General features: G+C 55.2%; 19 protein-coding genes and 1 pseudogene. 15 read left to right on the forward strand and 5 right to left on the reverse strand.

What is annotated here, in order from left to right:
• Positions 1–117: 117 nt before the first annotated feature.
• Positions 118–684, reverse strand: a complete 567-nt coding sequence (locus NG99_RS02865) for a lipoprotein (RefSeq protein WP_034888214.1) — start codon at positions 682–684, stop codon at positions 118–120.
• A 156-nt stretch (positions 685–840) separates the two neighbouring features.
• Positions 841–1,488: a glutaredoxin 2 gene (gene grxB / locus NG99_RS02870; protein WP_034888255.1), complete on the reverse strand. Its 648-nt coding sequence runs from the start codon at positions 1,486–1,488 to the stop codon at positions 841–843.
• Positions 1,489–1,750: 262 nt separating this feature from the next.
• On the opposite strand from grxB, the gene rimJ reads away from it, so the two are divergent.
• From rimJ to murJ, 3 genes are all read left to right on the forward strand, one after another.
• The gene (gene rimJ / locus NG99_RS02875; protein WP_034888216.1) at positions 1,751–2,341 is read left to right on the forward strand and encodes a ribosomal protein S5-alanine N-acetyltransferase; all 591 of its coding nucleotides are present in this window, start codon (positions 1,751–1,753) and stop codon (positions 2,339–2,341) included.
• A gap of 29 nt (positions 2,342–2,370) precedes the next feature.
• The gene (locus NG99_RS02880) at positions 2,371–3,294 is read left to right on the forward strand and encodes a Gfo/Idh/MocA family protein (protein ID WP_034888218.1); all 924 of its coding nucleotides are present in this window, start codon (positions 2,371–2,373) and stop codon (positions 3,292–3,294) included.
• A 167-nt stretch (positions 3,295–3,461) separates the two neighbouring features.
• A complete protein-coding gene (gene murJ / locus NG99_RS02885; RefSeq protein WP_034888220.1) occupies positions 3,462–5,000 on the forward strand; it encodes a murein biosynthesis integral membrane protein MurJ in 1,539 nt (512 codons plus the stop codon).
• A gap of 71 nt (positions 5,001–5,071) precedes the next feature.
• Here the strand turns inward: murJ and flgN are convergent, their stop codons facing one another.
• The 3 genes from flgN to flgA form a co-directional block, all read right to left on the reverse strand.
• Positions 5,072–5,503 (reverse strand): flagellar export chaperone FlgN, encoded by a 432-nt coding sequence (gene flgN, locus NG99_RS02890; protein ID WP_034888257.1) that lies wholly within the window; start codon positions 5,501–5,503, stop codon positions 5,072–5,074.
• A gap of 4 nt (positions 5,504–5,507) precedes the next feature.
• A complete protein-coding gene (flgM, locus tag NG99_RS02895; protein ID WP_034888222.1) occupies positions 5,508–5,807 on the reverse strand; it encodes a flagellar biosynthesis anti-sigma factor FlgM in 300 nt (99 codons plus the stop codon).
• 102 nt (positions 5,808–5,909) lie between these two features.
• On the reverse strand, positions 5,910–6,578 hold the full coding sequence (gene flgA, locus NG99_RS02900) for a flagellar basal body P-ring formation chaperone FlgA (protein ID WP_034888259.1): 669 nt from the start codon (positions 6,576–6,578) through the stop codon (positions 5,910–5,912).
• 157 nt (positions 6,579–6,735) lie between these two features.
• Between flgA and flgB the strand changes: the two genes are divergently transcribed.
• The 12 genes and pseudogenes from flgB to NG99_RS02960 form a co-directional block, all read left to right on the forward strand.
• The gene (gene flgB, locus NG99_RS02905; protein WP_034888224.1) at positions 6,736–7,149 is read left to right on the forward strand and encodes a flagellar basal body rod protein FlgB; all 414 of its coding nucleotides are present in this window, start codon (positions 6,736–6,738) and stop codon (positions 7,147–7,149) included.
• A 3-nt stretch (positions 7,150–7,152) separates the two neighbouring features.
• On the forward strand, positions 7,153–7,557 hold the full coding sequence (flgC, locus tag NG99_RS02910; protein ID WP_034888226.1) for a flagellar basal body rod protein FlgC: 405 nt from the start codon (positions 7,153–7,155) through the stop codon (positions 7,555–7,557).
• 11 nt (positions 7,558–7,568) lie between these two features.
• Positions 7,569–8,240 (forward strand): flagellar hook assembly protein FlgD, encoded by a 672-nt coding sequence (flgD, locus tag NG99_RS02915; protein ID WP_034888228.1) that lies wholly within the window; start codon positions 7,569–7,571, stop codon positions 8,238–8,240.
• Between the two features lie 29 nt (positions 8,241–8,269).
• The gene (gene flgE, locus NG99_RS02920) at positions 8,270–9,478 is read left to right on the forward strand and encodes a flagellar hook protein FlgE (RefSeq protein ID WP_034888230.1); all 1,209 of its coding nucleotides are present in this window, start codon (positions 8,270–8,272) and stop codon (positions 9,476–9,478) included.
• 21 nt (positions 9,479–9,499) lie between these two features.
• Entirely contained in the window at positions 9,500–10,255 is a 756-nt protein-coding gene (locus tag NG99_RS02925) for a flagellar basal body rod protein FlgF (protein ID WP_034888231.1), read from the forward strand.
• A gap of 16 nt (positions 10,256–10,271) precedes the next feature.
• Complete coding sequence (gene flgG, locus NG99_RS02930) at positions 10,272–11,054, forward strand: flagellar basal-body rod protein FlgG (protein ID WP_034888233.1); 783 nt, start codon at positions 10,272–10,274, stop codon at positions 11,052–11,054.
• A gap of 81 nt (positions 11,055–11,135) precedes the next feature.
• Positions 11,136–11,834 carry a flagellar basal body L-ring protein FlgH gene (locus NG99_RS02935; RefSeq protein WP_034888235.1) on the forward strand — a complete coding sequence of 233 codons (699 nt, stop codon included), beginning with the start codon at positions 11,136–11,138 and terminating at the stop codon, positions 11,832–11,834.
• Between the two features lie 9 nt (positions 11,835–11,843).
• Positions 11,844–12,950 (forward strand): flagellar basal body P-ring protein FlgI, encoded by a 1,107-nt coding sequence (locus NG99_RS02940; protein WP_034888237.1) that lies wholly within the window; start codon positions 11,844–11,846, stop codon positions 12,948–12,950.
• Positions 12,950–13,888, forward strand: coding sequence for a flagellar assembly peptidoglycan hydrolase FlgJ (gene flgJ / locus NG99_RS02945; RefSeq protein ID WP_034888239.1), 939 nt, complete (start codon positions 12,950–12,952; stop codon positions 13,886–13,888). The genes NG99_RS02940 and flgJ overlap by 1 nt, the downstream gene beginning before the upstream one ends.
• 118 nt (positions 13,889–14,006) lie before the next feature.
• Positions 14,007–15,650 (forward strand): flagellar hook-associated protein FlgK, encoded by a 1,644-nt coding sequence (flgK, locus tag NG99_RS02950; protein WP_034888241.1) that lies wholly within the window; start codon positions 14,007–14,009, stop codon positions 15,648–15,650.
• Between the two features lie 21 nt (positions 15,651–15,671).
• Complete coding sequence (gene flgL / locus NG99_RS02955) at positions 15,672–16,637, forward strand: flagellar hook-associated protein FlgL (protein ID WP_034888243.1); 966 nt, start codon at positions 15,672–15,674, stop codon at positions 16,635–16,637.
• A gap of 545 nt (positions 16,638–17,182) precedes the next feature.
• Positions 17,183–20,220 (forward strand): annotated as a pseudogene (locus NG99_RS02960) (hypothetical protein); the annotation flags it as partial.

The following is a 20,220-nucleotide window of genomic DNA, read 5'->3' on the forward strand; positions in this document are numbered from 1 at the left end:
GGGTTCTAAGCATAGGGGTAAAGAACGGGGAATGCACCTGGTTTGTTAACCTCGGGGAAAAACAGGCTTCAGCACGCCCTCCGCTGGGCGAGCGGGGAACGTGCTGAAACAGCTGGCTTACTGACTGGTGAAGGGGATCACCAGTTCGCCCGGTTTCACTTCCAGGCCCTGGGCAAAGCGTTTAGCCAGCGATTCGGCCTTGCTGCGATCGCTGCTGAGCACCCACGCCGGTTTTTGATTGAAGTAGTCTTTCAGCGACTGATTCAGATACGGCGTCAGGGTCTTAAGTACGCCCTGCATCTTTTCAGGCTGCACCTGCACATCCACTAACTCCATATCCTTCAGGAAGATCGCTCCCTGCGCTTTATCGAAGACCGGCTGCGCCTTCATGGTCAGCTTCATCTCCGCCTGCTGTGGGCCAAACAGGGAGCTGATGTTGACTTTAGCGTTACCGGAAAGGGTGACCTTATTCGGCTCTTCCCGGCCAATCTGGCTGCTGAGATCGGTCAGGACTATGTGGGCGTCGACCAGCCCGGCCACGCCAATCTGCTTCTCATAATTATTGTGCTTAGCCAGCGCCTGATTGATTTCCTGTTCGCTGATGGTGTACTGCGTCAATTGGTTGCAGCCGCTCAGCAAGCCTGCCAGCAGCAGGGCGCACAGCCCCAAAAATACTTTGTTCATCGTTATCCTCTGTAAATTCCCAGCGTCAGTCATCCTCCTGACGTGAGGCGATAGAGTGCCCGACAATGGCTTAAGAGTCACCAGGGGAAAGGGTAAACGGCCGGTAAAAATTGTGTGACGGGAAGCAACAGGGCCGCGAAAACGGCCCTGACAGGGTCAGACCGCTACAGAGGAGAGCAGATTGATTTGCGTCTGTTTGGCGAGGTTATCGCGGTAGTCCGCTACGCGGCTGGGATATTCGACGCCGGCGATCAGCGACAGCGAGCGCAGCACCGGGAACAGATGGATATCGTCAAGCGACAGTTCGCCGTTTACCGCGTTAGCCTTGACGATTAGCTTGTCCAGCCTGCGGAGATCGTCGTTCACATTTTTGATATAGCCCGCGGCGTGCAGCTTCAGCTCATCAAAGCTGCCGAGGTTCGCCTCTTTCTTCTCTTTGAAATAGCGACGGGCTTCCGGCGTAGCGAATTCAGCAAACGGCGCTTCCGCAATGCGCGGCAGCAGCAGCTTATTCAGATAGCCATTAATATGGCGCAGCCAGTCCGCGATTGCCGGGTTGGTTTTACCGGTCAGCAGCGGCTCGCGATCCTTTTTATCGATGTAGTGCACGATATCGAGGCTTTCCGGCATACAGCTGCCGTCCTCTTTCATCAGAATGGGCGCCATTTTTTGCCCGATCAGCTTTTTGGGCGTGGCTTCATCATCATTCAGCATGACTACCAGCTCGACCGGCAGATTTTTCAGGCCGAAGATCATGCGGGCTTTGACGCAAAATGGGCAGTGATCGTAGATATAGAGTTTCAAAAATGCCTCCTGATAACTATGACGGTGCAGAATGCCACCATCAATCATTTGAATGCATTAAGGAAGTATGGAAGAGATCGGCCAGCAGGGCAAACCGTCATCGGCAATTGGCGAGCTGCCGCGCAATTCATAAATTTTATCCGCATTATTTTACCCGCCCGGGTTCAGGCAGTTATAGTGGATAACAAGTGCAGGAATAGCCCGGTTATTCGGGTCGGCTGCGTAATTATTTAATCCTTTATCGGTCAGATCAGGAGAAAAGATGTTTGGCTACCGTTCCGCTGCACCGAAAGTCCGCCTGGTCACTGACCGGCTGGTGGTTCGTCTTGTTCATGAGCGTGATGCCTGGCGTCTGGCGGATTACTATGCTGAGAACCGAGCTTTTCTGAAACCCTGGGAGCCGATCCGCGACGAGAGCCACTGCTATCCTTCCGGCTGGCAGGCCCGGCTTGGCCTGATTACCGAGATGCATAAGCAGGGAAACGCCTTCTATTTTGCGGTGATGGACCCGGATGAAAATGAAGTGCGCGGCGTGGCTAACTTCAGCAACGTGGTGCGCGGATCGTTCCACGCCTGCTATCTGGGTTATTCGCTGGGTGAAAAGTGGCAGGGGCAGGGGATGATGTTTGAAGCCCTCCAGTCGGCAAACCGCTATATGCAGCGTCAGCAGCGTATGCACCGCATTATGGCGAACTACATGCCGCACAACCAGAGAAGCGGCAATCTGCTTGCCCGGCTGGGGTTTGAAAAAGAAGGCTATGCCAAAGAGTACTTGCTCATTGATGGGCGCTGGCAGGATCACGTACTGACCGCGCTGACCGCCAAAGAGTGGCTACCTGAACGTCGCGGGTAAACTGATGAATAAACCGGGGTGCATTTGATATGGCGGGATTGAAGGTGGGCATTGTTGGCCTGGGGGGCATTGCTCAAAAGGCCTGGCTGCCGGTGGTGACGCAAACGGCTGGCTGGGAAATCGCCGGGGCCTTTTCACCTAATCAGCAGAAGGCGCGGGTAATTTGCGACAGCTATCGTATCCCGCTGTTCGACAGCGTGGCCGGGCTGGCCGCCGCCAGCGATGCCGTTTTCGTTCATACTTCCACCGCAACCCACTTCAGCATTGTAAAAGCGCTGCTGCTGGCCGGGGTGGACGTTTGCGTCGACAAGCCGCTGGCCGCCCGGCTGAGCGAAGCGGAGCAGTTGGTTGAGCTGGCCCACAAACAGGGACGCAAGCTGATGGTCGCGTTTAATCGCCGCTTCGCGCCTCGCTATCTTCAGCTAAAACAACAGCTTGATCCGCTGGCCTCACTGCGAATGGACAAGCACCGCAGCGATAGCGTCGGGCCGCACGATCTGTTCTTTACGCTGCTGGACGATTATCTGCACGTAGTGGACACCGCTCTCTGGCTGAGCGGCGGGCAGGCCCGGCTGCAAAGCGGGACGCTGCAAACCACCGACGCGGGTGAAATGCTTTATGCCGAGCACCATTTTGTGCGGGGAGAAATACAGATCACAACCAGTATGCACCGTCGTGCCGGAAGCCAGCGCGAATCGGTACGTGCGGTGACCGACGGCAGCCTTTTGCTGGTTGATGAGATGCGCGATTTTCAGCAGGAAACCGCCGGCAAGCTGATTATCGACCCCATCCCCGGCTGGCAAAGCACGCTGGAGCAGCGCGGGTTTAGCGGTGCCGCTCATCACTTTATCGCCTGTGCGGAAAATCAGACAATGCCGCAGACTTCCGGCGAGCAGGCGCTGATGGCGCAGCGCGTGGTGGAAAAGCTCTGGCGGGAGATTGACCGTGAATAACGCGCTGTAACAAACGGATGTGGTTATTTCCTTCCACATCAGTAGACTATGGCCGTCCTGCTTCGGCGTGAGGAGGCGCTATCCGCCGCCCGAAGTATTCAGGCTATATGCCCCATTCTGGCTGGCCGCCGCGGCTATGCCCCCTAGCTGGTAAAACACAAAAGAACATGAACCTGTTGAAATCGTTGGCAGCGGTCAGCTCAATGACCCTGTTTTCGCGCGTGCTGGGATTTGCCCGCGATGCCATTGTGGCAAGAGTTTTCGGCGCCGGAATGGCTACCGACGCTTTCTTTGTGGCCTTTAAGCTGCCGAATTTGCTGCGCCGTATTTTTGCTGAAGGCGCGTTTTCTCAGGCATTCGTCCCAATCCTTGCCGAATACAAAAGTAAGCAGGGCGAGGAGGCCACCCGAATTTTTGTGGCCTATGTTTCCGGCCTGCTGACCCTGGCACTGGCGGTGATCACCCTGCTGGGGATGCTGGCCGCGCCCTGGGTAATCCTGGTCACGGCGCCTGGCTTCGCGGATACGGCCGACAAATTCGCCCTGACGTCGGCGCTGCTGCGGGTGACCTTTCCCTATATCTTCCTGATTTCTCTTGCTTCGCTGGCCGGGGCGATCCTCAACACCTGGAACCGCTTCTCCGTGCCGGCCTTCGCGCCGACGCTGCTCAACATCAGTATGATCGGTTTCGCCCTGTTTGCGGCTCCGCATTTCCATCCGCCGGTAATGGCGCTCGCCTGGGCGGTGGTAGCCGGTGGCGTGCTGCAACTGGGCTATCAGCTGCCGCACCTGAAAAAAATCGGGATGCTGGTATTGCCGCGCCTGAACCTGAAAGATGCGGGCGTCTGGCGGGTGATGCGTCAGATGGGGCCTGCGATCCTCGGCGTTTCCGTCAGCCAGATCTCGCTGATTATCAATACCATCTTTGCCTCTTTCCTCGTTTCCGGTTCCGTTTCCTGGATGTACTACGCCGACCGGCTGATGGAGTTTCCCTCCGGCGTGCTGGGCGTAGCCCTGGGCACCATTCTGCTGCCGTCGCTGGCGAAAAGCTTCGCCAGCGGCAATCATGATGAGTATTCCCGGCTGATGGACTGGGGCCTGCGTCTCTGTTTCCTGCTGGCGCTGCCCTGTGCGGTGGCGCTGGGTATCCTGGCGAAGCCGTTAACCGTCGCACTGTTTCAGTATGGCAAATTCAACGCTTTTGACGCCTCAATGACCCAGCGTGCGCTGGTGGCCTATTCGGTCGGGCTGATGGGGATTATCGTGGTCAAGGTGCTGGCTCCGGGCTTCTACTCGCGGCAGAACATCAAAACGCCGGTGAGAATTGCCATCGTGACGCTGATTGCGACGCAGCTGATGAATCTCGCGTTTATCGGGCCGCTGAAGCATGCCGGCCTGTCCCTGTCAATTGGTCTGGGAGCCTGCCTGAATGCGGCGCTGCTCTACTGGCAGCTGCGAAAACAGCAGATTTTTCAGCCGCAGCCAGGCTGGAGCTCGTTCCTGGTGCGGCTGCTGATTGCCGTAGCGGCGATGTCCGCCGCCCTGGTTGGTATGCTACATGTGATGCCAGAATGGGCGACCGGCAGCATGCCGTGGCGTCTGGTTCGTCTGGCTGGCGTTTGCGCGGTGGGCGGCGGCGTATTCTTTGCGGTGCTGGCGGCACTGGGCTTTCGCGTGAAGGACTTTGCGCGTAAAACGCTGGTCTGATAAAAGGAAAAGCCCCGGCGCAACAGGCTGCATCGGGGTTATATCGTGTTTATCTGGGGAGCAAACCCGGCCTAAACTTTGCGGCTGATAAAGCCGCTGGAGGTCGCCTGACCATCCGGGCCGTAAAATTTCTGCGTTTGATGCGGCTTTAAGACTTCCAGCGCCTGCGCGGTAAATCCGATCTGGTGATTCAGCAGCAGGCCATTATGCAAATTGGTATCGCGCAGCTTTACGGTCTGTTCCTGAATGGCTGCCCAGCGCTGGGCCATCTCAGGGTTGAGGCTATACGGCGCATGTAGCCCGGCCTCTTTTTCGGCGTCGCGGCGCATCTGCTCAATAAAGTCGAGCGTGGCGAGCAGGGAGCTTTTGTCTTCGGTAATCCGCTGTAGCAAGCTGCTGTTAATCTGTCCGCCTGAGAGCTGCTGCTGCTCGGCTGTCATCACTTCGGCCAGATGGGTCAACACTTCCAGCATTTTATCCAGTGCGGTCAGCAGCTTTTGCATCACCTTAATTACCTTCTAAAGAATCTTTTGCCGTCTGGATCAGGGCGTCGGCGATTTTACCGGTGTCCATCTTCAGCTCACCGTTGCGAATGGCGGTTTTTAGCTCTTCAACGCGCGCCACGTTGATATCCTGCGAGCTGGCTTTAGTCAGCTGCGCCTGGGCGCCGCTCAGATTAACCTGAGTACCGGCCTGCGGGGTGTTGCTGCTCTCTGCCTGACGGGCCTTTGGCGTAGCGGTTTCGCTGGTCTCGCGAGGTTGCACGGTGGCGGCCGGGGTCAGGGGTTGAGTTCTGTCGATGCTCATTATCTGGCTCCTGTATAATCAGGCGCTAAATCGACCTGATAAGCTAAGTGTACTACGTCTGTTATTAACACTATCGGCAGAACTGAACCCATCTTTAGCGGTTTATAACGTTATAAGAATATTCCCATCCGTACCGACTTTGCCACTGACAATTTGCCCCGAACTCATCCTGACCCGAACCAGCTGAGCCGCGGTGGCATTATTCATTGCGCGCCCCTCGCTGCTTACGCTAAACCCGCCGCCGTTAGCGGTAACCGTGACGTTCTGACCCGCCTTTACGCGCCAGGGTTGCCTGACCATCATCAGCGTGACGGGCTGTCCCGGCATAATATCGCGCAGCGTTACTGCGTCGGCTATCTCCAGTGCAGACATCACCGTGCGGGCGGGGAGGGTATCCAGCCTGCCACGTTCAATCTTGACGTCGGCCGCCGTCAGCGTTCCACCGCGCGGGATCTGGCGAGTCGCCACGATGTAATTGCCGGTGACCTGCACCTGCACCTGGAGATAACGGCGATTCTGGTCGCAGTTAGCCGCCACGCTGATGTTGCCCCACATCCGACTGTTGCCGGGGAGAGAAAACTGTGGCGCGGGGCAGTCTGGCCACTGGGACTGCGGCGTTTTTACCACCACGCTCAGGGTATCGGCATTCTGGCCGGTTTCTCCATAGCGCGATTGAAAAAATTGATTGAGCTGAGCCGTCAAATCGCCCGCGCTGGCGGACAGCGTGACCAGCCCCAGCAGGCCGACCAACAAGGAAGTCATCCCCCGCATTTTCGCTTCTCCCATAAATCAAACTGGTTCTGATTCTACTCCTGAGGCGCGGAGGTCAAGGCGCAAAATAGCAGCAAAATTTAGCGCTATTCAGACGATGGCTATTGTTCGCCCCGATTATGCTGTCAGCTCTGAATTTTCATTTTGCGGAGGAAGCATGCTCGACAAACTGGACGCGGCACTACGGTTTAACACCGAAGCATTGAACCTGCGTGCCCAGCGGCAGGAGATCCTGGCATCCAACATCGCCAACGCTGACACGCCAGGCTATCAGGCTCGCGATATCGATTTCGCCAGCCAGCTGAATAAGGTGATGGAGCAGGGGCGGGCGGAAGGATCGGGCCTGTCGCTGGCGGTGACGTCAGCACGCCATATTCCCGCACAAACGCTGCAGCCGTCGTCTGTCGATCTGCTGTACCGGATACCGGACCAGCCTGCGATGGACGGCAACACGGTTGATATGGATCGCGAGCGCACGCAGTTCGCGGACAACAGCCTGAAATACCAGACCGATTTGACGGTTATCAGCAGTCAAATCAAGGGCATGATGTCAGTGCTACAGGGGCAATAATCTATGGCTTTACTGAATATCTTTGATATCGCCGGATCGGCAATGAACGCCCAGTCGCAACGTCTTAACGTCAGCGCCAGTAACCTGGCCAACGCCGACAGCGTGACCGGGCCGGACGGCCAACCTTATGTCGCAAAGCAGGTCGTTTTCCAGACTGACGCGCTGCCCGGTTCACCGACCGGCGGCGTCCGCGTGGCGCAGGTTGTGGACGATCCTACGCCAGCCAAACTGGTGTATGAGCCGGGCAATCCGCTGGCCGACGCGAAAGGCTACGTGAAAATGCCTAACGTCGATGTAGTAGGGGAAACGGTTAATACCATGTCCGCGTCGCGCAGCTATCAGGCCAACGTGGAAGTGCTGAACACCGTCAAGCAAATGATGATGAAAACCCTGACGATGGGTCAATAAGGAGCAGACTGATGGGCATTGCAGTAGGCGTCAATGAATCACTTGATAACTCTTCCATTGCAACCACGTCGTCAACCTCTGACACGTCGGCAGCGGACCTGCAAAGTAACTTTCTGACGCTGTTAGTCACCCAGTTACAGAACCAGGACCCGACCAACCCAATGGATAACAGCCAGCTGACCACCCAGCTGGCGCAGATCAATACCCTGAGCGGGATCGAAAAGCTAAACACCACGCTGGGATCTATCTCCGGCCAGATCAACAGCGGGCAGTCTTTGCAGGCCACAACGCTGATCGGTCACGGAGTGATGGTCGACGGTAGTCAGATCCTGGTTGGCAGCGGGCAGACCACGCCGTTCGGCGTTAGCCTGGAACAGGCTTCCACCGCCACCACCGCCACCATTTCTGATGCAACCGGCAAGGTGGTGCAAACCATCAGCCTGGGCGGTTTGAGCGCTGGCGTACATACCTTCTCCTGGGATGGCACAACCTCCGACGGCACTACCGCCGCCGACGGTAAATATAGCGTTTCACTTAGCGCCAGCAACGCGTCCGGGCAACTGGTTACGCAGCCGCTGAACTATGCGCTGGTTAATGGGGTGACTAACGACACGAGCGGTGCCGTTTTAGACCTCGGCACGATGGGAACCACTACCGTCGCAAATGTTCGTCAGATTATTTAATAACCTAACCCTTTTTCAGGAGTGAACACATGGCTTTTTCCCAGGCAGTCAGCGGCTTAAACGCCGCGTCCAGTAACCTTGATGTCATCGGCAACAACATCGCCAACTCCGCAACGGTTGGCTTCAAATCCGCTACCGTTTCCTTTGCCGACATGTTTGCTGATTCTAAAGTGGGCCTCGGCGTGAAAGTGGCTGCGGTGACGCAGGACTTTAACGACGGTACCACCACTTCAACCAGCCGTGGCCTGGACGTGGCGATCAGCCAGTCTGGTTTCTTCCGTCTGACTGACACCAGCGGCGCGGTCTACTACAGCCGTAACGGTCAGTTCACGCTGGATGCCAACCGTAACATCGTTAACGCCGACGGCCTGCAGCTGACCGGCTATCCGGCAACCGGTACGCCGCCAACCGTGCAGACGGGGGCGAATCCCGTGGCCCTGAGCGTGCCTACCACTGCGATGTCTGCCAAAGCGACCACTACCGCCGCGCTGGTGGCAAACCTGAACTCAACGGACTCGGTGCCGACGAAAACGCCGCTGGATATCAATGATACCGATACCTACAACAGCAAAGCGTCGATGACCACCTATGACTCGCTGGGTAACGAACATAACCTGAACCTGTATTTTACCAAAACCGGTGACGGAACCTGGACCGTTAACGTCAAGGATGGCAGCTCTGCCGATCCAACGGCCGATGTGGGCACTTTCGACATGACCTTCAACAGCAGCGGCCAGCTGACCTCCACCACCGATCAGACGATTACCCTGCAACCGCTGAAAGGCTCTGCCACCAACACCTTCACGCTCAGTATGCTTAACAGCCAGCAGCAGAACACCGGGACCAGCACCTTCGGCAACCCAACCCAGGACGGCTATAAGCCGGGCGAACTGACCAGTTACCAGATCAACAATGACGGCACCGTTGTCGGCACCTACTCGAACGAGCAGACGCAGACTCTGGGGCAGATCGCTCTGGCTAACTTTGCTAACCCGGAAGGCCTGAAGTCTGAAGGGAATAACGTCTGGTCGGCAACCAGCTCTTCCGGCCAGGCGCTGGTCGGGCTGGCGGGAACCGGTAACCTCGGCACCCTGACCGCTGGCGCGCTGGAATCCTCCAACGTCGATCTGAGTAAAGAGCTGGTGAACATGATTGTGGCACAGCGTAACTATCAGTCCAACGCCCAGACCATTAAAACTCAGGACCAGATCCTCAACACCCTGGTCAACCTGCGCTAATTCGGCTAACAGGATCGTCTTATGGATCACGCGATATATACCGCCATGGGGGCTGCCAGTCAGACCCTTGAGCAGCAGGCAGTGACGGCGAGCAACCTCGCCAACGCCTCCACACCTGGCTTTCGGGCGCAGCTGAGCGCGCTGCGCGCCGTGCCGGTGGAAGGGCTGTCCTTGCCCACCCGTACGCTGGTGACGGCCTCTACCCCCGGGGCCGATATGGCCCAGGGGACGCTGGACTATACCGAACGCCCGCTTGACGTCGCCGTGCGTGAAAACGGCTGGCTGGCAGTGCGCGCGCCGGATGGCAGCGAGGCCTATACCCGCAACGGCAACATGGAGCTCAATCCCGCCGGGCAGCTCACTATCCAGGGCAACCTGGTGATGGGCGACGGCGGGCCGATTGCCGTGCCGCAGGGGTCGGAAGTCACCATCGCTGCTGACGGATCTATTACCGCGCTGAACCCAGGCGATCCGCCGAATGCTACTGTCCAACTGGGCCGTCTGAAGCTGGTGAAAGCCGTCGGCTCAGAAGTCACCCGCGGCGATGACGGACTGTTCCGTCTCACCGCGACAGCTCAGGCACAGCGCGGTGCCGTCCTGCAAAACGATGAAACCATTCAGGTGATGCCCGGCGTGCTGGAAGGCAGCAACGTCAAACCGGTCGAAACCATGGTTGATATGATCGCCAACGCACGCCGCTTCGAGATGCAGATGAAGGTTATCTCCAGCGTCGATGAGAATGAACAACGCGCTAACCAGCTGCTGTCAATGAGCTAAGTGCAGAGGAAAAACTATGATCCGATCCCTGTGGATTGCCAAAACCGGTCTTGACGCTCAGCAAACCAATATGGACGTCATCTCCAACAACCTGGCAAACGTCAGTACCAACGGCTTTAAGCGCCAGCGTGCGGTGTTCGAAGATCTGATGTATCAGACTATCCGCCAGCCGGGCGCACAGTCCTCCGAACAGACAACCTTACCTTCCGGTATGCAACTGGGGACGGGAACGCGTCCGGTAGCGACTGAACGCCTGCACACCCAGGGTAACCTGAACAAAACCGACTCTTCTAAAGACGTGGCGATCAGTGGTCAGGGGTTCTTCCAGGTACAGATGCCGGACGGCACGCTGGCCTATACCCGCGACGGCTCATTCCAGACTGACCAGAACGGCCAACTGGTGACGAATGGCGGCTTCCCTGTCCAGCCAGCGATTACCATTCCAGCCAACGCCCTGAGTATGACCATCGGGCGCGACGGCGTGGTGAGCGTTACCCAGCAGGGCCAGACCCAGCCGGTTCAGGTAGGGCAGCTGACGCTCAGCACCTTTATTAACGACGCCGGCCTGGAAAGTAAAGGCGAGAACCTTTACCAGGAAACTCAGGCTTCAGGCGCGCCGACCGACAGCACGCCAGGTAATAACGGGGCGGGGCTGCTGTACCAGGGCTATGTCGAAACCTCTAACGTCAACGTGGCGGAAGAGCTGGTGAGCATGATCCAGACCCAACGCGCCTATGAGATCAACAGCAAAGCCATCAGTACCTCCGATCAGATGCTGGCTAAGCTGACTCAGCTGTAATCCGTGGTTTTTAAGTACCAATGACCGGGTTCTCCCGGTCATCAATAAAAGAACTCTTTCATTATTAAAGGTAGTGATTCCATGGCGAAGCAAATCTCAATGCCTGGACGTTTGTTAGTAGCCACGCTGCTCCTGACGCTTAACGGTTGCGCGCTTGTTCCCCGTAAGCCACTGGTCGAAGGTTCGACAACGGCCCAGCCGCTGCCTGCTTCGCCGCCGGTGGTAAACGGCTCCATTTTTCAGGGCGTGATGCCGATGAACTACGGCTATCAGCCGCTGTTTGAGGATCGTCGCCCGCGTAATATCGGCGATACGCTGACCATTACCCTGCAGGAAAACGTCAGCGCGAGCAAAAGCTCCACGGCCAGCGCCGGGCGCGATGGCAGCACCACGCTGGGGCTGACCGTACCAAGCGCTCTGACCGGGCTGCTGGGGGGCGATAAAACCAATATCGACGCCAGCGGCAAGAATGATTTCGCTGGCAAAGGCGGCGCCACCGCCAACAACACCTTTACCGGCACCATCACCGTCACCGTTAATCAGGTGCTGCCGAACGGCAACCTTAAGGTGGTTGGTGAGAAACAGATTGAGATCAACCAGGGAACGGAATTTATCCGCTTCTCGGGCGTAGTTAACCCTCGCACCATTAGCGGCAGTAATAGCGTGGTGTCGACTCAGGTGGCGGATGCCCGCATTGAGTACGTCGGCAACGGCTATATCAATGAGGCGCAGACGATGGGCTGGCTGCAACGGTTCTTCCTGAACCTGTCACCGTATTAAGAGGTTCCGATGCGTAAGATGATTTTTCGCTTCACCCTGCTGCTGCTGGCTGGCTTCAGCGCCTTCGCCAGCGCCGATCGCATCCGCGATCTGACCACCGTCGGCGGCGTACGTGAAAACCAGCTGATTGGCTATGGCCTGGTGGTGGGGCTGGACGGCACGGGGGATCAGACCACCCAGACGCCTTTCACCACCCAGAGTCTGAATAACATGCTGTCGCAGCTGGGGATTACCGTCCCGGCCGGAACCAACATGCAGCTGAAAAACGTGGCGGCGGTAATGGTGACCGGCAAGCTTCCGGCTTTCGGTCGTCAGGGACAGGTCATCGACGTCGTGGTTTCCTCTATGGGTAACGCCAAAAGCCTGCGGGGCGGCACGCTGCTGATGACGCCGCTGAAAGGGGTGGATAATCAGGTCTATGCGCTGGCCCAGGGCAATATCCTGGTCGGCGGCGCCGGGGCTTCCGCTGGCGGCAGCAGCGTGACGGTCAACCAGGTCAACGGCGGGCGTATTACCGGCGGCGCAACCATTGAACGCGAGCTGCCGAATAATTTCGGCAGCGCCAGCGTGATTAATCTGTTCCTGAATGAGGAAGATTTCAGTATGGCGCAGCGCATCTCCGATGCGATCAACGCCCGCAGCGGCTACGGTTCGGCGCAGGCGCTCGACGGGCGTACCGTGCAGGTGCAGGTTTCCGCTAACGGCACCTCTCAGGTTCGTCTGCTGGCCGATATTCAGAACATTGATGTCTCCGTGCCGATTATGGATGCGAAAGTCATCATCAACTCGCGCACGGGTTCCGTGGTGATGAACCGCGAAGTGCAGCTTAGCAGCTGTGCGATTGCCCAGGGCAACCTGTCGGTCACCGTTAACCAGTCGCAGAACGTCAGCCAGCCAAACACGCCTTTTGCTGGCGGCCAGACTGTGGTGACGCCGCAGACGCAGATTGACCTGCGCCAGAGCGGCGGGGCGCTGCAAAGCGTCAATGCCAGCGCCAACCTCAATAGCGTGGTTCGCGCCCTGAATGCGCTGGGCGCCACGCCGATTGATCTGATGTCAATCCTGCAATCGATGCAGAGTGCGGGCTGCCTGCACGCCAAACTGGAAATAATCTGATGAGCGATGCCCAGTCTCTGATGGGGGCGGCGTACGACAGCCGCTCGCTGAACAACCTGAAGCGCCAGGCCAGCGGCGATCCTAAAGCGCACGCGAGGGAAGTAGCGAAGCAGGTCGAAGGGATGTTCGTACAAATGATGTTGAAAAGTATGCGCCAGGCGTTGCCGCAGGATGGGCTGCTGAGCACCGAACAAACGCGGCTTTACACCTCAATGTACGATCAGCAGATTGGACAGCAAATCGCCTCGAAGGGCCTTGGACTGGCGGACATGATGGTGAAGCAGATGGAACAGGCCGCGCCGCTGGATGAGAAAGCGGGCACCGTGCCGATGCTGCTGGATAAGAGCTTCATTAACACGCTGTCGCCGCTTGCAATGGAACAGATTGTCCGCAAGGCCGTTCCGCGCCTGCCAGCTGCCGATACGCCGCTCAGCGGCGACAGCAGTGACTTTATCGCGCAGCTTTCTCAGCCAGCCAGGCTGGCCAGTGCGGAGAGCGGCATTCCCCATCACCTGATACTGGCGCAGGCCGCGCTGGAGTCCGGTTGGGGCCAGCGCCAGATCCTGACCTCGCAGGGCAGACCAAGCTACAACGTATTTGGTATTAAGGCGACGGGGAGCTGGCAAGGGAAAACCACAGAGGTCATGACCACCGAGTATGAAAATGGCGAAGCGAAAAAGGTGAAGGCGAAATTCCGCGTTTATGACTCTTATTTCGATGCGCTAAACGACTATGTCAAGCTGATTGGCAGCAACCCTCGCTACAGCGCGGTGACCACGGCAGCGACGCCTGAGCAGGGGGCAAAAGCCTTGCAGCAAGCGGGCTATGCCACCGATCCGAACTATGCGCACAAGCTGATGGGCATGATCCAGCAGTTCAAAAATATGGGTGAAAAAGTGCTCAAAGCTTATAGCCAGGACAGCGGGGATTTGTTCTGATTTTTACTCAAGTTTGCCAGGGTTTTACCGATAACCTTTTCAGGCCGGGTTTGTGTTAAGGCACACCGGCGACGCTTAATGCCGGCCCGTGCTGTGTCAGGGTAAACAAGGAACCGACATGTCTAACTTAATTAATACCGCGTTAAGCGGGATCAACGCGGCTTCGGCGGCGCTGAACACGACCAGTAATAACATCAGTAACTACAGCGTTGCTGGCTATTCACGTCAGACCACCATCCTTGCCCAGGCCAACAGTACGCTGAGCGGGAGCAACTATTACGGCAACGGCGTTTCAGTCGCCAGCGTCAACCGCGAGTATGACGCCTTTATTACTAATCAGCTGCGCAGCGCCAGCACTCAGGCCAGCGCGCTGACTACGCAGTACAGCCAGCTGTCGAATATTGATGATATGTTCTCCAGCACCACCAACACGCTGTCGACCAATATTCAGGACTTTTTCTCCTCGATTCAGACGCTGGCCAGCAACGCCGACGATGCTTCTGCGCGTCAGGCGGTGTTGGGGAAAGCTGAAGGCCTGGTTAACCAGTTTCAGGTGACCGATACCTACCTGCGCAACCTGGACAGCAGCCTGAATACTTCCATCTCTTCAACGGTGGATCAGATTAACGGCTATGCCAAACAGATTGCGAATGTTAACCAGCAGATAGCCAAGCTGAAAGGGGCAGGCGACGGCAGTGCGCCTAACGATTTGCTGGACCAGCGCGATCAGTTGGTTAGCAGCCTGAACGCGCTGGTTGGCGTAACGGTCAGCCAGCAGGACGGCGGCAGTTACAACATCAGCATGGGTAACGGCATCTCCCTGGTACAGGGCGACAGCTACAGTCAGCTGGCTGCGGTTCCTTCCAGCAGCGATCCCACTCGTACTACCATTGCTACCGTTGACGCCTCGACCGGCGTGAAAACAGAAATCCCGGAAAAACTGGTTACCACCGGCTCGCTCGGCGGTCTGCTGGCCTTCCGTACCGATCTCGACAATACCCGTAATCAGCTTGGACAGCTGGCGATGGCGCTGGGCGACAGCTTCAATACTCAGCATGAGGCGGGTTATGACAGCAACGGTGACGCGGGCGAGGCCTTCTTTAACCTCGGTTCGCCTTCGGTCACCGCCAATACCAAAAACAGCGGTACGGCGACGGTCAGCGCGGCGTGGACGGATACCAGCAAGGTCCAGGCCTCGAACTATAAAGTGAGCTATGACGGCAGTAACTGGAACGTGACCCGCCTGTCGGATAACGCCACTATTACCCCGACCGTCGACAGCACTAACGGGACGCTGAGCTTTGATGGCCTGCAGCTCACCGTCAGCGGAACGCCAGCGGCAAAAGACAGCTTCCTGGTGAAGCCTGTCTCTGACGCGATCGTCAATATGGACGTCAATATTAGCGATGAGGCTAAAGTTGCCGCCGCCGGAGCCGATGATGGAGTGAGTGATAACACTAACGCTCAGGCGCTGCTGGATCTGCAAACCAAAAACGTGATTGTCGGCAGCAAAACGCTGACCCAGAGCTATGCCAGCATGGTTGCCGATATCGGTAACAAAACCAGCAACCTGGAAACAACCAGTACCACGCAGAGCAATGTGGTGACGCAGCTGACCAATCAGCAGCAGTCGATCTCCGGGGTTAACCTGGACGAGGAATATGGCAACCTGACGCGCTATCAGCAGTATTACACCGCGAATGCGCAGGTTATTCAGACGGCCAGCGCCATTTTTAATGCGCTGATCGACGCCGTCAGCTGATAACAGAATAAGGAGTCGATGATGCGTCTCAGTACCGCACAGATTTACGATCAGCAGATGCGTGGGATCTCAAGCTCCCAGGCCAGCTGGTTAAAAGTGGGTGAGCAACTCTCTTCGGGCAAGCGGGTGGTCAATCCCTCTGATGACCCTGTTGCCGCTGCCCAGGCGGTGGTTCTTGGTCAGGCTCAGGCCCAGACCAGCCAGTATTCAACGGCGCGAGGTTTTGCCACCACTAATATTTCGCAGGAAGAAACCAATCTGCAACAGGTGACCAGCGTTGTGCAGCAGGCGCAGACGCTGGTGGTAGCGGCTGCTAACGGCACCCTGTCTGACGACGACCGTGCGTCTTATGCGCAGCAGCTGACCGCCGTTCGTGACCAGTTATTGAACCTGGCAAATACCACTGACGGCAACGGTCGCTATATGTTTGCTGGTTACAAAACGGATACCGCGCCATTTACTCAGGACGCTAACGGTGACGTGACTTATGTCGGCGGCACGACGGCAATTACTCAGAAGGTTGACGCCAGCCGCACCATGACCACCAATCACACTGGCGACCAGGTTTTTATGTCCCTGACCAGCAACCCCACGGTTGAGCCGGACGGCAGCGCGAGTGAAAGCAACATATTTACCACGCTGAATACCGCGATTAACTCGCTGAACACGCCGTTACAGGATGCTGATGATACGACGAAAGATGCTGCGTCAGCCGCGCTGGACAAAACCAACCGTGGGCTGAAAAACTCGCTGAATAACGTGCTGAAAGTACGTTCTGAACTGGGGACGCAGCTGAGCGAACTGGACAACCTGGACGCCAAAGGGGATGACACTAAGGTGAACCAAACCACGCAAATGAGCAACCTGGTGGACGTTGACTATACCGGCGCTATCTCTTCTTACACCATGCAGCAGACCGCTTTGCAGGCATCTTATAAAGTCTTTAGCGATATGTCCGGCATGTCTTTATTCCAGATGAATACTTGATGCTTCATCCATTTTGAACGTGCTTAAACCGGGTACGTTCAGTTTCTCCCGCTATCAGCGTTAACCTTCTGATAGCGGGTTTTTTTTGCCCTGCAAAACCTGACGGTAGCAAAGGGAGTGTCTGCTGCATATTTGATGCAGGGACACATTCTCTGAATGGATCAATGCCTGAAAGGAGGAAAATTTATCTTTTAAGTTATAGCCAGAATAAGAAGTAAATGGTGATAAAAAGCTATTATATTCGTCTTAATTAGTGAAGTAATTCTATTAACCCACAGCAAATCGCCTTAATCATATTAATGTCAATCTGTCGGTTTGATGACTTAAGGCGTCTTTTTCAGTCGCTTTTATTAAGAATTGATTTTTATCAATTTTCGCTCTTCACGCCGTTATCTTTTTTTTATATATTTCGTCTGTTAATGCGATCTCAATAAATTAGTGGGTGGGCTAATGACGTTACTGTTTTATCCCACAAGGAAGTACGTAGTGGCAGAATGTTCTTTATCTGCATCTTTTCCAAATACTCAAGGTGGAGTAATAATTTTATGTCAAATTCTAAACCGCGACATCACAATATCATCGGTCGTAAAAGTTTAATTGCTGTTGCCATATTGATGGCTTTCAACGGACCAGATGCCATGGCATCTTCTCATAGAACGGTTCACGCCAGTAATGAGCTTAAGTCCTGCCCGACGGCTGAAGAATTTAAAAAGCTGAGTAGCGGGGAGCAGGATAAACTCCCTACAGAATGTCAGAAAGAAACGTCGATTTTTAACAACAAGCTGGTGCTTGGCGGCGCCGCCGCTGCAGTGGTGGGAATAGGGGCATTAGTGGCCGGCGGTTCCTCCTCTGGTGGGAGTGGTGGTTCATCAGATAATTCAAATAACAACGACGACAACGGCAACGAGAATAACAACAACGACAACGACAAAGAGAATAACAACGACAACACTGACAAAGAGAATAACAACGACAACACCGACAAAGAGAATAACAATGACGAAAACGGCAACAACGGAAAAATTGTGCCGGGTCCGGGTGAAATCGGTAACATCATCTCTGGCGATGGTCAGCAGGTGATGATAAAAGAAGATACTATCGCTGCTGGCGAGGGGACGATTGGCACACTGATTACCGGTGAAAACACCACTGCAACCATTACCGGCGATACCACCGTTTTATCCGGTGGTAAAGGAACGGTCATTGACGGTAATAACAGTACCGTCAAGGTAGACGGCAATGTTTTCGCTTCCGGCACAGATAGCATTGCCGTTGAGGTGAAAGGCGAGAACTCTGATGTCCACCAGAATGGGGATATGTGGGTTAGCGGTGGCGCAACCGGTCTCAAGATAAGTGGTGGAAGTAATAAGGTGAGCAATACCGGATCGGTATTTGTTCAGGATGCATCCTCAGTCGGTCTGGACATTACGGGTGATAATGCATTCTTCACCAATACCGGCAATATTTACGCCATGGATTATGGCACGGGCGTTCAAATTACCGGCAATAACGTACAGGCTAATCTGGACGGCAGCATTGTCGCTGATGCCGGTGATAATAGACTCTCCGCTAGCGGAGTTGTAGTGAACGCATCAAATAGTAAGGTTACAATCTCAGGAAATGTCACTGTAAAAAGTGACAAGCACACTGCGATAGCGGATTATCTTGAGGTCAACGGGGTCCGCGTTGATGGGGATCACAACCGCCTTGATATTTCCGGGGCGATCAATATTCAGCAGCATGCTCTCAATAAAAGTTCGTATGGTGAAGGAGGTCTGTATGGTGTCAATGTATTGGGTAATAGTAATGCGATCAATATTTCTGGCGGAATAAATATTGACACCACTTACGATTCCGCGGTTACTGGTGACATGTTATCTATTGGAGGGATTAACGTCAACGGAAGTAATAACCATCTCAGTCTTAGTGGCAAATCAACTTTTCATAGTATAGGGGGTACCGCTCAAGGTGATTGGACTAATATCGTCAGGATGTCTGGGGAGAATAATGATCTTATTCTGAATAAAGATTTTTATCTTGATATAGCTGTGGGGAAATTACAAAGCGATCCATTATGGTATGACATGCCCATGCAACGTTTCTTTTCTACAATTGGTGGAAGGATTACGTCCAATGGCGATGTTTCTGGTCATATATCAGGAACTCTGTTCAGTAGTCAATCTTCCGGCCAGGTAATAAACAACGGCAAGGTTGATTTGGATCTAACTGACATGACCGGACAATTAAACATTATTAGTGTCATACAAAGTTCTGGCCATAATACGGAAGAAGGTAAGTTAGCAGTTAGATCGTCAGCTCAGTATCAACAAACCGGTCGTGGAGCAGTGGCTAAGATTCCCTTTATGGGAGTAGGCGTCGCTACGGCCATGCGATCAAGCGGCACTGAAGGAAAGATTACCAATGACGGGGTTATCAATGTCCTTGGCTCTTCCACTTATGGGATGTTCGCTGGTGATGAATCACAAGCTTTTAATAACGGCACCATCTCCGTTGACGCCATGCGGCAGCATACCAGCGATCGGGGTGAGTTTCTCAACGAGAAGTCGCTTACCTACGACGCCAAGTCAATGTACCGAGGCGCGGCCATGATTAGTCGCAAGAGCGCAACTCTCCTTAACAATGGCGACATTGTCGTCAACAACGCAGGAACCGGCATGTATGCGGATGGTGCAACTGCCATGAATCGGGGCAACATTACCCTTCTCGCGGATCACAGTGACGCGGATACTATGTACGGCATGATAGCCACTAATGGTGGGGTTGCTATCAACTCCGAAACTGGGATTATTAATATCGATTCCGCCAACGGCATTGCCTTGTACGTAGATGATACTAGCACGGTGCTTAACTACGGCAAGATCAACAAAAAAAACGGCGTGGAGCCCCGCAACAATCCGACAGGTAACATAACTAATTACGTCATCGGGACTAACAGTGATGGAACCGCTGGTAAGTATGCCGGAGGGGATATCGTTATTGGTAAAAACGTGCTGATTAGCACCGACTTTACCGACGGCACGGCCGATAAAGCGGTGACCTTCAGTGAAGTGTTCCAGGGCAGTAACATCAGCGGTGAGCAGAATATCGCCTCGTCGTCGGTGGTCTGGAACGCCTCTGCAAGCAAAAATGCTGAGGGTAACGTTGACGTCACCATGATCAAAAACGACTACGCCGATGTCGTCACTGACAGCAGCGTAAACGGCCTTGCCGCCGCGCTGGATAAGTCCTACACCAGCAACAAGCTGTTTAACAGCCTGAACGTCAGCACGGCATCGTCGCTGAATAAGGCGCTGAAGCAGCTCTCTGGTAAGCAGGCGAAGTCGCTCGACCGTGAGAAACGCGTGCTGAGCCAGCGCTTTACCATGCTGGCGGAAAACGCGCCTGTGACTACGGAAAACGGACTTTCCTTTAACGTGGTAGCGAAAGGCGATCGTCGTGCGGAGATGGACAACAAGGTCACCTACGACATGATGGCCGTCCAGCAGGACTTTAATGCGGGTGCTGGCAAGCTGTCTGCTTCCTACGGTATTGCCCGTTTAAGCGGTAAGGGCGGCAATGCCGG

Origin of the sequence: Erwinia typographi (genome assembly GCF_000773975.1) — a bacterium.
GTDB lineage: Bacteria > Pseudomonadota > Gammaproteobacteria > Enterobacterales > Enterobacteriaceae > Erwinia > Erwinia typographi.

Excerpts from the sequence above, each read along its gene's own strand:
- flgN (WP_034888257.1), bottom strand. The coding sequence starts at position 5,503 with ATGCAAAAGCTGCTGACCGCACTGGATAAAATGCTGGAAGTGTTGACC.
- flgA (WP_034888259.1), bottom strand. The coding sequence starts at position 6,578 with ATGCGGGGGATGACTTCCTTGTTGGTCGGCCTGCTGGGGCTGGTCACG.
- flgK (WP_034888241.1), top strand. The coding sequence starts at position 14,007 with ATGTCTAACTTAATTAATACCGCGTTAAGCGGGATCAACGCGGCTTCG.
- rimJ (WP_034888216.1), top strand. The coding sequence starts at position 1,751 with ATGTTTGGCTACCGTTCCGCTGCACCGAAAGTCCGCCTGGTCACTGAC.
- flgG (WP_034888233.1), top strand. The coding sequence starts at position 10,272 with ATGATCCGATCCCTGTGGATTGCCAAAACCGGTCTTGACGCTCAGCAA.
- NG99_RS02865 (WP_034888214.1), bottom strand. The coding sequence starts at position 684 with ATGAACAAAGTATTTTTGGGGCTGTGCGCCCTGCTGCTGGCAGGCTTG.
- NG99_RS02880 (WP_034888218.1), top strand. The coding sequence starts at position 2,371 with ATGGCGGGATTGAAGGTGGGCATTGTTGGCCTGGGGGGCATTGCTCAA.
- flgD (WP_034888228.1), top strand. The coding sequence starts at position 7,569 with ATGGGCATTGCAGTAGGCGTCAATGAATCACTTGATAACTCTTCCATT.
- flgC (WP_034888226.1), top strand. The coding sequence starts at position 7,153 with ATGGCTTTACTGAATATCTTTGATATCGCCGGATCGGCAATGAACGCC.
- NG99_RS02925 (WP_034888231.1), top strand. The coding sequence starts at position 9,500 with ATGGATCACGCGATATATACCGCCATGGGGGCTGCCAGTCAGACCCTT.
- flgL (WP_034888243.1), top strand. The coding sequence starts at position 15,672 with ATGCGTCTCAGTACCGCACAGATTTACGATCAGCAGATGCGTGGGATC.
- murJ (WP_034888220.1), top strand. The coding sequence starts at position 3,462 with ATGAACCTGTTGAAATCGTTGGCAGCGGTCAGCTCAATGACCCTGTTT.
- NG99_RS02940 (WP_034888237.1), top strand. The coding sequence starts at position 11,844 with ATGCGTAAGATGATTTTTCGCTTCACCCTGCTGCTGCTGGCTGGCTTC.
- NG99_RS02935 (WP_034888235.1), top strand. The coding sequence starts at position 11,136 with ATGGCGAAGCAAATCTCAATGCCTGGACGTTTGTTAGTAGCCACGCTG.
- flgJ (WP_034888239.1), top strand. The coding sequence starts at position 12,950 with ATGAGCGATGCCCAGTCTCTGATGGGGGCGGCGTACGACAGCCGCTCG.
- flgE (WP_034888230.1), top strand. The coding sequence starts at position 8,270 with ATGGCTTTTTCCCAGGCAGTCAGCGGCTTAAACGCCGCGTCCAGTAAC.
- flgM (WP_034888222.1), bottom strand. The coding sequence starts at position 5,807 with ATGAGCATCGACAGAACTCAACCCCTGACCCCGGCCGCCACCGTGCAA.
- flgB (WP_034888224.1), top strand. The coding sequence starts at position 6,736 with ATGCTCGACAAACTGGACGCGGCACTACGGTTTAACACCGAAGCATTG.